The sequence below is a fragment of the Wolbachia endosymbiont of Drosophila bicornuta genome (genome assembly GCF_028982105.1).
Classification (GTDB): Bacteria; Pseudomonadota; Alphaproteobacteria; order Rickettsiales; family Anaplasmataceae; genus Wolbachia; species Wolbachia pipientis.
Window position 1 is genome coordinate 8885 of the sequence record NZ_JAPQLF010000127.1, and the last position, 12009, is coordinate 20893.

Genomic DNA, 12009 nt, shown 5'->3' on the forward strand with positions numbered 1-12009 from the left:
GTTTAAAACATAAAAAACGCCAATATTTTAAAGCGGATAATAACCCAAGGGCTTCTTTTGCCTTTTTTTTTATTTGGTAAATTTCTTAATGTTTATGGCTAAACGACAATCGTCATCCCGCTACGTGTTAGCGGGATCTATGCTTTGAGATACTGCGAATGAATCGCGGTATGATGGTTAAGTAAGGGATCTATGCTAAGAGATGCAAAAGACCTTCATGAAACTTTGCCCATTTGGCTTCTCTAAAGATTTCGTTTACAGAATCTAGTAACTCAGCTATGCAGAATAAAAAAAGTTTGTATGGTATACAAATAGTGTGTTTTTTTTATAATTATTTTCTATAATACATAAACCTTTGGTCCAAGCTGTAAATGCCACCATAGGCATTAAAAGTTAATTAACAAACTGCAATGTATAATGAAATAAAGAAACTTGTAAGACTTTGATCTTACAGATTATAAACTTGTCATAAAGTTTAATAGTGTCTGTTACTGCTTTTAGGTGTGAGGCTAGAGGGTTATTAGCAGTAACAGACACTATTAAACTTATTATAGAATTTACTTAAAGTAAATACTTAATTTAAAATATTATAATATTTTTACTTACAATAGATTTATGTAAATGCTTTTTTCCTCAATTAGTATTGTACTATTACACTTGTTGAATGCTAAAAAATTATTAACCATCACTAATCTCTATTTGCATAGTAAGTTTATATATACTATTATACAGTATATCACTTAGTTTTATAGCAAACAAACAAAAGATATGGTGAAGTTATTTGCACTATTGATAATATTTTACTCAAATATATCTGTTGCCTCTGCTCCTACTTCCTGGCAATTTGGATTTCCTGCTCCTGCAACTGAAGTAATGGAGGCTGTAGTTAGGTCACATTCGTTTGTGATGCTTGTGATGGTTACAATAATGCTTTTTGTGTGGGCGCTGCTTGCTTATATAGCGTTTCGCTTTCGTAAAAGCAAAGTAACAAACATAAGTAAAACTACCCATAGTGTTCCTTTAGAAATTATTTGGTTTGTGATACCAACTATCATTGTTGGAATATTAGCCTTTGAAAACGCTAAATTACTGAAGCTACAGGAAGAAATACCGAAAGCTGATATAACACTGAAAGTTATTGGCCATCAATGGTATTGGAGTTACCAATATCCAGAATATCAAGGTGTGTCATTTGATAGTTATATTAAGGGAAAAGAAGACTTTATCGAAGGAGATTTAAAGCTATTCTCTGTTGATAACAACATCGTTTTACCCATTAATACTAATGTTCGTTTACAAGTTACAGCAGGAGATGTGATACACAGCTGGGGAGTACCGGCTTTTGGTGTAAAAATTGATGCGATACCAGGTAGGCTGAATGAGGCGTGGTTTAATATCAAAAAGTCTGGTGTTTATTACGGGCAGTGCTATGAATTGTGTGGTCAAGGCCATGGATTTATGCCAATTGTTGTTGAAGCAGTAAGCAAAGAAGATTTTAATAAGTGGATTGAAAATAGAAAATTAGTGAGTTAAATTTGGAGTATAGATATGAGTGACGTACCAAGGGGCATAAAGCGTTGGTTGTTTTCCACTAATCATAAAGACATAGGGACACTGTACATTATTTTTTCCATATTAGCTGGAATTATTGGTGGATTATTATCGGTGATTATTCGCACTCAGCTAATGCACATTAATATACTTAACAATAACTATCAATTATATAACGTAATGGTTACAGGGCATGCGTTGATAATGGTGTTTTTTATGATAATGCCAGCCCTCATGGGAGGATTTGGTAACTGGTTTGTACCTCTCATGATTGGCGCACCAGATATGGCATTTCCTCGTATGAATAATTTAAGTTTTTGGTTATTAGTGTCATCTTTTATTTTGCTCATTCTCTCAGTGTTTATTGGTGAAGGTCCAGGTACAGGTTGGACTTTATATCCACCTTTATCACAGGTAATGTCCCATCCAAGTGCAGGAGTTGACATTGCTATACTTGCACTTCATGTTGCTGGTATGTCGTCAATTGTTGGGGCGATCAACTTTATAGTTACTATATTTAACATGCGTGCGAAAGGCATGTCGTTGACTAAGATGCCACTATTTGTTTGGTCTGTCTTGCTAACAGCATTTATGTTGATTGTTGCCTTACCGGTGCTTGCCGGTGCTATAACTATGCTTCTTACTGATCGCAATGTTGGTACTTCCTTTTTTGATCCTGCCGGTGGTGGTGACCCTGTGTTATTTCAACATTTATTTTGGTTTTTTGGTCATCCAGAAGTTTACGTAATTATTTTTCCTGCATTTGGCATCATAAGTCAGGTTGTATCAACTTTTTCTCACAGACCTGTATTTGGTTACATAGGGATGGTTTATGCAATGATAGGTATAGCAGTATTTGGCTTTATGGTTTGGGCTCATCATATGTTCACTGTTGGGCTTAGTGCTGACGCTGCTGCATTTTTTAGCACTACCACAATTTTTATCGGTGTTATAACTGGTGTAAAAGTCTTTAGCTGGATTGCAACTATGTGGGGCGGAGCAATTGAGTTTAAAACCCCTATGCTATTTGCACTAGGTTTTATTTTTATGTTTGTTGGCGGTGGCATAACGGGAATAATTCTTTCTCATGGTGGAATAGATAAGCTCCTGCACGACACCTATTATGTTGTTGCTCACTTCCATTATGTCATGTCACTTGCTGCATTATTTGGAGCTTTTGCTGGCTTTTATTATTGGATTGGTAAAATGTCGGGTAAACAATATAATGAGCGCTTAGGTCAAGTCCACTTTTGGCTTACTTTTATTAGCACCAATATCACTTTTTTACCTCAACATTTCTTAGGATTAGCTGGTATGCCAAGGCGTATACCTGATTATCCTGATGCGTTTATCCCTTGGAATTATATATCCTCAATTGGTTCGTATATGTCCTTTGTTTCAGTTATGTTTTTTGTATTTATAGTTATACATCTTTTTAAATGTGGCAAGAAAGCTGGAGATAATCCTTGTGGAGGTGACACCTTGGAATGGACTGTATCTTCACCACCGCCTTTTCATACTTTCGAAAAACCACCAGTGGTAAAATAGAATGTACACAAGTGTTTTGCTAAATGTTGAATCAACAATACTGGATTTTTGGCGTTTGCTGAAGCCAAGGATAATGTATCTTGTGGTATTTACTGCAGTTGCTGGTATGGTTACTGCACCAGGTAGTATGCACCCTTTTCTAGCACTAATATCTCTTATATGTGTTGCTCTTGGCTCAGGATCTGCAGGTGCTATAAATATGTGGTATGACAGAGACATAGATTTGCTCATGGAAAGGACAAAAAACCGCCCTATACCCTCAGGTAGAGTTTCTGCAGAAAGTGCGCTTGAATTTGGTATAACTCTTGGAATATTGTCAGTATTTATCATGGCAATAGCAGTAAACTATATTTCTGCTGCTTTGCTTGCTGTTAGCATATTATTTTACGTTTTCATATATACAATTTGGCTAAAAAGGCGTACTCCGCAGAATATCGTTATCGGTGGTGCAGCAGGTGCTTTCCCTCCAATGATTGGCTGGGCAGTTGTGACTAATTCTGTAAGTTGGGAAAGTTTCATTTTATTTTTAGTAATTTTTATGTGGACTCCACCACACTTTTGGGCCCTATCTTTAAATAAGTCTGAAGACTATGCAAAGGCATCAATTCCAATGTTCAATATTGTTTATGGTCCGGAAAAAACAAGAAAATATATATTAATTTATAGTGTTTTGCTGGTGCTAACTAGCTTGCTTCCGGCTCTATTTTTGAAAAAGGCTTTACTTTATCTAAGCATGGCAACCTTTGAAGGTTGCGTTTTTATTTGGTACGCTGTATCTGTTATGAAGTTCAAGAATCACAGCTCACAGAAAAAAATGTTTTCTTATTCAATTTCTTATCTATTTTCCCTATTCGCCAGTATTATTTTTTGTTCTATTGATTTATTTTAGTTATGAAAGAACGGCAGAAGCATAAAAACTATTTTTTACTTTTCCTTTTGGTAATGCTCGTTGTCACACTTTTTTTTGTTTCTATAATAAAATTTAAAGGTGCAGCTTAAACTACCTTTAGAAATTGTGCTTTCATAAAAGCAACTATATACTTTGTTAACCGATATAAACAAAGATGAGTAAAAAAGAAGTGACAATATATACGGATGGGGCGTGTTCTGGTAATCCTGGAGCGGGAGGATGGGCAGCTATCATATTATTTCAAGATTACAGAAAAGACATTTATGGTAGAGAAGAAAATACCACAAACAATAAAATGGAGTTAACAGCGGTGATCAATGGGCTGAAAGTATTGAAATTTTCTTGTAATATTAATTTATATACGGATAGTCTTTATGTTAAGCATGGCATAACAGAATGGATAAATAAGTGGAAAATGAATGGCTGGAAAACAAGTAATAAAAAATCAGTAAAAAATATGGAATTGTGGAAAGAGCTAGACAACGTTGCTTCACAACACGAAATCGATTGGAAGTGGGTTAAAGCACACAGTGGCGATAAGTATAATGAGGAGGCTGATAGTTTAGCAAGAAAAGCAATAATCGATGCTTAAAAAAATTACTATATTATTTTCCGTAGCTTTATTATTCATATTGTGCTTCTTTATTTTTTTTAAGCCTTTAGAAATCAATATTAATTATATTGATTTTTATGTTAAACATAAAATATCAAAAATATTTGTTGGATCAAGCGTTAATATCGAGAATACCTCAGTTGTTTGGCAGAAAGATGGCAAAGATCCGTATTTAGTCATTACGGATTTGGCAATAGCAAACCCTAATTTTACTATAAAAGTTCCTGAGCTTTTTGTACATTTTAAGTTAAGTTCCTTATTTAAAGCTAGCACAAATCTCTCTCAGGTTTCAGCTGATAATGTGCATGTATGTATCAAGAGAGAAGAAACTAATGTTAATCCGCAAAACTCATTAGACCTTTTGGATAATCATTATTTAAGTAGTAATCGCCTTCCTTCGGTGTCATTCCAGCGCGTGACGCTGGAATCGAGAAAAAAAGAAACAAGTAGTCAAGCTACTTGGATGACAAGGACGAGTGCTGGGATGACAGGAAAAAAAGATACTGGGATGACATGGAAGAATTTCAAGATGACAGAAAGTAGTGCAAAAAATCTATTAAAAACAATAAGGGAATTTTTTTTTGACTTAAATGCGGATTCAAAAATTGAATTTACTAACATCGCTATTGATAAAAGCACAGAAGATGAATTTTTTATTGATAAATTATATATCGGGAAGGGGGAAGATTTTAATGTTTTAGATATCCATGTGAATACAAAAGATGGAAAGGGATTTTTGGATGATTTATCAATTACGATAAAAAATCGCAACAATTTGCTAAATGTGTACGGTACATTTTATGATCTAAAATTGGGACTATTGAGCAAGTTTTCTACATTAGTTAAAAGCTACAATTTGGACAAAAATATAGGATTCAAAGGAAGCTTCTCAGTGAAAATTAATAAAAAGGATGAAATTGTAGATGGAAATATATACGTATTAAATACAGAAAATTATTTGAACAAAAATTTGGCCTTAACTAATGTAAATATAAATTTAACATATAGTAGTGGAATTATTAGTGTAAAAAACTTCCATTTTAAGTTAAATGACACGTATCTCTCTTTAATAGGCAAAATGAACTTTGGTACAAGTCATGCTTTGCTTAGAATTAATATTAGTAAGTTTGCTGCAAAGGATTTATGTACTTATATACCAGATAGTGTAGTAAATAGTAAATTTAAAAGCTGGTATTGTGATAATATTGATGGGGATGTTTTAAATACCATTGTAAGTTTCAATGGCAAAATTAACAATTTGGTTGATGACGATCTGTCAGACATTGTAATTGTTGCTGATATAGAAAACGGTAGCGTAAAATTTGATGAAGATTTTGAGCAAGTAAAGGAATTAAAGGGTGATTTGATCATCAAGAATAACGATCTTGAAATTACTGTAAATAGCGCTAAGTTTCAGAATTTCACTGTTAATGGTGGTGATATTGAAATGAAATCTCTAAATAAGGAAGATTCAGTTCTAACCATTAATGGCAAAGCTGTAAGTGATGCGTATGGTTTATATGAGCATATAAGATTTAAGCTGGATGATGTTGTGAAGGTTGAAAGGGATAAAGTAAGTGGAATAGCAAAATCCGTATTTAATTTTCGCATTTTTAATCTAAATGCTGATGACAAAAAAGTAGACTTCTCAGCAAATTTTCATTCTGAAATTGACAATTTGGCCGTCTATAATGCAAGTCTTGGTAAATATGATATTAAGCTTAGTTTTGGCAGTGACTTTATAGATTTAAATGGTAGTGGTATGGTGAATAACACACAGCTATTATTTGACCTGAAAAGTAGCAATAGGAATGAAAGTTTCGCCTGGAATTTGACCGGAGATTTACCCGCTCAAATATTTAATTTTGATAGTGGCTATGTCAGTGCAAATTTAGAGTCAGTGATAAATCAAGATAAGACGGGGTATGTTAATGGTGATATAGATTTATCAGAATTTGAATCACATTCAAGCTACTTAGGGTGGAAAAATCGCTTTGAAGATCACAATAAAATTTTGTTTTCTACAAGTTTAAAAGGAGCGGGTGAATTGTTAGTAGATAAATTAGACATTGTAGGAAATGACCTAGATATAAAATTCAGCGGAAGAGTAGAAAATGGAAATTTATATTTAAATTCTAGTAGCTTTAAATTGCCTGATAATGATTTTAGTATAGAAATTGAATCAGGTAAGGAGAAAAATGCCATAACTATTTATGGTGAGGAAATTAACTTAAGTGATATTTTAGGCTTGCTTGGCAAAAACAGTAATGGATTAAATAAAGATATAGAGATTAGTATGAATGTTGACAATGTAATTATGAAAGAAGGCATCGTTATCAAAAATGCTAAGCTGAATGTAACCTGTACTAAAGGTAATTGCAATGGAAGTCAATTTACAGGGCAGTTTCTGGAAGATAGCACCAACATACTAGCAGAATACAGTGGAATAGGGCTCGAAATATATGCTGATAATTCAGGTATGCTTTTGCGTTCCTTAGGCATTAGTAAATCAATTAAAAACGGCAAATTGTCTTTTTATCTCTCTCCTCAGAGAGAAAGTGGAGAACATTATGGTACGTTATCCATTAGCAATTTCTACATCAAAGATGCTCCACTACTTACTACTTTATTGTCGATGTCTTCATTGCCTGGCATTGTAAATGCCATAAAAAATGAAGGTGTATACTTTTACAAATGTAATGCACCTTTTTCATACAAAGATGGCACTATTGAAATTGAAGAATCTTGGCTTGAAGGGGCGGAGTTAGGTATTAGCACTGGTGGTAAGCTCGATATTAGAAATTATAAATTCCAGGTTGCAGGACAAGTAATACCAGCATATTCAATTAATAAATCTTCGTTAAAAATTCCTATAATTGGAAAACTTCTTACTGGTGGGAAGAGTAGGGGAATCGTTTCAATAGACTATAAAGCAAGTGGTGATGACAAAAACAATAACGTATCTGTTGATCTTATCTCTTCGCTAACTCCAAACCTATTAAAGAGGTTATTGGGAGTGTTTGATCGCATTATGACAAAAACTAACGAAAGTGGCTTAAAAGGTGGTGTGAAAAAGAAATTTGGTTCGATATGACCAAAAGGGAAGTTATAGCTCTTTTTACAATAATCCGAACAGATCATAATATGCTACTGATCTACCATAGCCATAAGCACATATCTTATCCTATTCGGACTATTGCGAGAAGTGCTATACCACTTTCAGTTGGTTTATATATTCTATTTTCCATAACACCTGCTTTCAACCATCCTCTTATTATTTTCTTTAACGTTGGTGTGGTATTGAGCTTTTCAAGTAGTTTATTATGGTTAATATTGTCAAAGCACCCAGATATATCAGCATCTAAGATGAATGCTGTCTTTCGACTCAACGCTTGAAATATTGCTTCAATGGCGTCATGACATGATCTACCAGGTCTAAAACCATAAGTGTTTGGCTCAAATTTTGCCTCCCACTCAGGTTCTAAAGCCATTTTTACAAGTGTTTGTTTTGCTCGACACGATATAGCGGGTATCCCCAATGGGCGTTTCTCATTCTTTCCAGGTTTTGAAATCCAAATGCGTCTTGATGGCTTTGCTTTCTCCCTTATATCTAAGGAGTTTGCCAATTGCAATCTTTCTTTTTGACTAAGGTTAGCTTTTCCATCAATACCTGCAGTTTTTTTCCCTCTTTTGTCCTCAGTTACCCTTCTAACTGCTATCGTTCTTGCACTTGTTGATTTGAGTAATAACCTCTGAAGATTGTGCATCTTTTTGATATCATTACATTGTGAAGCTCGGTAAATTCGTTTTTGTAGCTTAAACGAAAATTTCTCTAGCTTGCGCCAAGGAATTTCATTCCATTCATACCTAACATTTTGTTGGCTCATAACATATTCACTACTATTTACAACTTTACCTTCCAAATTACAGTGTCCACGTCTGCATATCCTAGACATTACCCTAGGCATTAGCTTCTTAAACAATCCCTCCACACAGAGACTTGCGGTTGGCTACCTGCTTGTTACTCTTATAAAGATTAACAAGAGCTTCCATGTGGTTACTCCGTTCCATGAAACCATTTCGTGTTGGATTTAGGTTCTTACTTTTTGCCGAGAGATCGGAAACATCTTGATTAAACGTGAGCATTTTAATCATCCATTCTCTGTACCTTTTGGTTTATGCGTATCAACCTTTTTTTTCGCATATTTGCAATGACGACAATTCAAACATAAGTTTCTTTCGTAACCATATCTAACTCTTCTCGAGAGGATTTATTATAAGGTTTAATATTACTACCTTTTAGTTCATGCTTGCACCCTAGAAAATTGCCAATTTCCTAAAATGTGAACTATGATTTCAACCAGATGTTATGGTGGATGGAATTTAACCATCATGATTTCATGACATCGGATCGCACACTCACTTTTGCTCTATGATTATCTTTATTATCTTGCTTTGTCTACCTTATTCTACCACTCCGCTGAACGGATACAATTTACTAAACAGAAAAAAAGGCAAAAGAAACCATAGGGTAGCTAGTTATTCACTATCCATTTTTTAAGTTGGCGTTTTTTAATGTTTTAAATAGCGCGTTTCAGCTTGTGTAGGTAAAAACCCAGAAATATTGTGAAGACATAAGGTGCACATAGTGCAAAAAATTAAAAATAAGACACCAACTACGTTGTTTTCTTGCTGTTTAATCTGCACAGATGAAGATAACTGAACACCTTCAGTTTCATGATAAGGTGGCTGGCGAAGGGTGTCAAGCAAGTTTTTTCGTTTCTATTTCCAATAAAAGTTTGTTATATGGTTATGCAAGAAGTCTATTATAAATGAAATGAATGTGAAAAATATCTTGTTAGCACTTTTAGTACGAATGATATTCAGTTTGCCGCTATTTGCAGCTGATCCTGTTTTGCTCAACTGCATTAAAACTCCGGAAATATATGACCTTGATGCAAGGCCAAAAAATTTTAGCTCTTCAAACAATTTAAGAAGGAAACCTGGTTCTCCAAATAGTGCAATAGGGGAATTAATACACATAGTGGGTAGAATTACTGATATAAACTGCTTACCAATACAAAATGCTGTAGTTTCTATATGGCACGCGAATTCACGCGGCGTGAACAATTACGATAAGAATATAGAGGATGATCCGAATTTTGCTGGATCAGGAAGGTTTGTAGTGAATAATCTTGGCTGTTATAATTTTATTACGATAGCACCTGGTAAAATTGGTGATAGAGCTCCACATATCAACTTTCTAGTTCAACATCCGGATTTTCCGGAATTCACAACGCAAATGTTTTTTGTTGACCATAATTGCGATAATTGTGCTGATCCTGTTCTTGGAGATTTTGTTAGTAATGGGCTTGCAAGCCTTCTCATAACACCATTTACTTACAGTGATCAGGTCATAAAAACCTATACGTTCAACATTACCTTGGGCGGATATAATAAGTTCTCTAATAAAAGATAAAAAACCCTTGCATGTAAGGGAGTCCATAGTAAACTTGAGTGTTATTGTACTTAGGATGTATATGAAAGATATCTTACTGATGTTTTTGCTGTGTTTTATGTACAGTTTACAATTATTTGCAACGGAGATGACAGCAATGAAAATAACAATTTCTAAAATTTCGCCCGATTTTAAAACAATAGTAACGGGTTTATTTGAGGACAACGAAACCGTAAATGATGGCGGAGTTTTGCAAGGAAAACAGATCATGGATAATATAAAGCAATTTAGCAATTTCAATGGAAGTTTTGGTGAATTTTTCTCTACTACTTTGCCAGAAGAAAAAAATGTCATAGTTGTTGGACTTGGTAAGAAGGATGAATGGAATGAAAATAAAGGATTAAATATTGGTGGTAAAATATATTGTGAGCTAAGCAGATTAAAAATTAAAAAAGCAGCGGTTTTGATCGAAGGTAGTGCAGCAAATGTTGCATATGGTGCGTTTCTGCGTAGTTTTAAGTTTGATAAGTATAAAACTAAAAAGGATGAGAAAATTACAGAGGTAGAGGAGATTACCGTATTAGTAAAAGATGAGCAATTAAGTAATGCTGAAAGATCATTTGAGCACTCAAGGCAAGAAGGTGAGAGTATATTCCTTGCGCGCTCTTTTATAACAGAGCCTCCTAACATTCTATATCCAGAATCCTATGCTGATCATATAAAAAAAGAACTTACTAAGCTTGGCCTTGAAATCGAGGTGCTTGATAAAAAGCAGATGGAAGAGAAAAAAATGGGAGCCTTGCTTGGAGTTGCACAAGGAAGTAGTAAAGAACCAAAATTAGTAATGATAAAATGGAATGGAGCTGCTAAAGAACAAAAGCCAATAGCTTTTGTTGGTAAAGGCATAACGTTTGACACTGGTGGAGTATCGCTCAAACCTTCACGTGGTATGGAGTCGATGAAATATGACATGGCAGGCTCTGCTGCTGTGGTTGGTGTGATGCATGCTTTAGCAGGACGAAAAGCAAAAGTAAATGCGATCGGTGTGGTCGCACTTGCAGAAAATGCGGTGGGTGGTAATGCTCAAAGACCAAGTGATGTAGTAACTTCAATGTCTGGACAGACAATAGAAGTGTTGAACACCGATGCAGAAGGAAGGCTCATACTTGCAGATGCTTTGTGGTATGCGCAAGAGAGATTTTCACCACAATTTATGATTGATCTTGCAACTTTAACTGGTGCTATAGTGGTTGCGCTTGGAAATAACGAATATGCTGGTCTTTTTTCAAATAATGATGAATTAGCAAACCGTCTGATTGATGCAGGAAATGAAGTAAATGAGAAGTTATGGCGTTTTCCTATGAATGAAACTTACGATAAAATTATTGATTCACCGATTGCTGATGTGCAAAATATCTCTCCTGCGGGCTCTGGCGGAGATAGCATAATGGCTGCACAGTTTTTACAGCGTTTTGTAGATGAAACTTGCTGGGCACATTTAGATATTGCAGGCACTGCTTGGCACGAAAAAGGTACTGACATTTGTCCAAGAGGAGCAGTAGGTTTTGGTGTAAGGTTACTTAATAAGTTGGTTGAAAAGTACTACGAAGCCAATGATTAAAGATCTTTATCTGGATTTATGGCTTGACTTACAGCTACATGAACGTTTATTTTTGAGGCGCAGCAAATGAAAGTAGCTGATACATATTTCTTTTTTTCTGGATTCCAGTGTCAGCTACTTTCATGACACCCTGACAACCGTCATCCCGCTACTTGTTAGCGGCTGAGATACCGCGAATGAATCGCGGTATGACGGTTCGTGGCGGCGTGACGATAAGCTCGTCATCCCGCTGCTTGTTAGCGGGATCTAGAGATACCGCGGCGGTATGACGTAGGACTGCTGTCATCCCAGTGCTCCTTTTTTTGTCA

At 35.1% G+C, this 12009-nt stretch carries 8 protein-coding genes; 7 read left to right on the forward strand and 1 reads right to left on the reverse strand.

The genetic code is table 11. From position 1 onward, the window contains the following. Positions 1-768 precede the first annotated feature (768 nt). The 5 genes from coxB to OZD68_RS05320 all read left to right on the forward strand — a co-directional run bounded on the left by coxB (position 769) and on the right by OZD68_RS05320 (position 7716). Positions 769-1533, forward strand: a complete 765-nt coding sequence (coxB, locus tag OZD68_RS05300; protein WP_012673173.1) for a cytochrome c oxidase subunit II — start codon at positions 769-771, stop codon at positions 1531-1533. 15 nt (positions 1534-1548) lie between these two features. Further along, entirely contained in the window at positions 1549-3099 is a 1551-nt protein-coding gene (gene ctaD / locus OZD68_RS05305) for a cytochrome c oxidase subunit I (protein ID WP_182309216.1), read from the forward strand. A 1-nt stretch (position 3100) separates the two neighbouring features. Then, positions 3101-3988: a heme o synthase gene (locus OZD68_RS05310; RefSeq protein WP_182309217.1), complete on the forward strand. Its 888-nt coding sequence runs from the start codon at positions 3101-3103 to the stop codon at positions 3986-3988. A gap of 175 nt (positions 3989-4163) precedes the next feature. After that, positions 4164-4601 carry a ribonuclease HI gene (gene rnhA, locus OZD68_RS05315; protein ID WP_151807582.1) on the forward strand — a complete coding sequence of 146 codons (438 nt, stop codon included), beginning with the start codon at positions 4164-4166 and terminating at the stop codon, positions 4599-4601. Beyond that, on the forward strand, positions 4594-7716 hold the full coding sequence (locus OZD68_RS05320) for a YhdP family protein (RefSeq protein WP_182309218.1): 3123 nt from the start codon (positions 4594-4596) through the stop codon (positions 7714-7716). Before rnhA ends, OZD68_RS05320 begins: the two co-directional genes overlap by 8 nt. Before the next feature lie 85 nt (positions 7717-7801). Here the strand turns inward: OZD68_RS05320 and OZD68_RS05325 are convergent, their stop codons facing one another. Then, the gene (locus OZD68_RS05325; protein ID WP_220468102.1) at positions 7802-8578 is read right to left on the reverse strand and encodes a reverse transcriptase N-terminal domain-containing protein; all 777 of its coding nucleotides are present in this window, start codon (positions 8576-8578) and stop codon (positions 7802-7804) included. Positions 8579-9459: 881 nt separating this feature from the next. Here OZD68_RS05325 and OZD68_RS05330 point away from each other — a divergent pair. Continuing rightward, positions 9460-10101: a protocatechuate 3,4-dioxygenase gene (locus OZD68_RS05330; protein WP_182309764.1), complete on the forward strand. Its 642-nt coding sequence runs from the start codon at positions 9460-9462 to the stop codon at positions 10099-10101. A gap of 97 nt (positions 10102-10198) precedes the next feature. Then, positions 10199-11701 carry a leucyl aminopeptidase gene (locus OZD68_RS05335; RefSeq protein ID WP_182309797.1) on the forward strand — a complete coding sequence of 501 codons (1503 nt, stop codon included), beginning with the start codon at positions 10199-10201 and terminating at the stop codon, positions 11699-11701. Positions 11702-12009 lie beyond the last annotated feature (308 nt).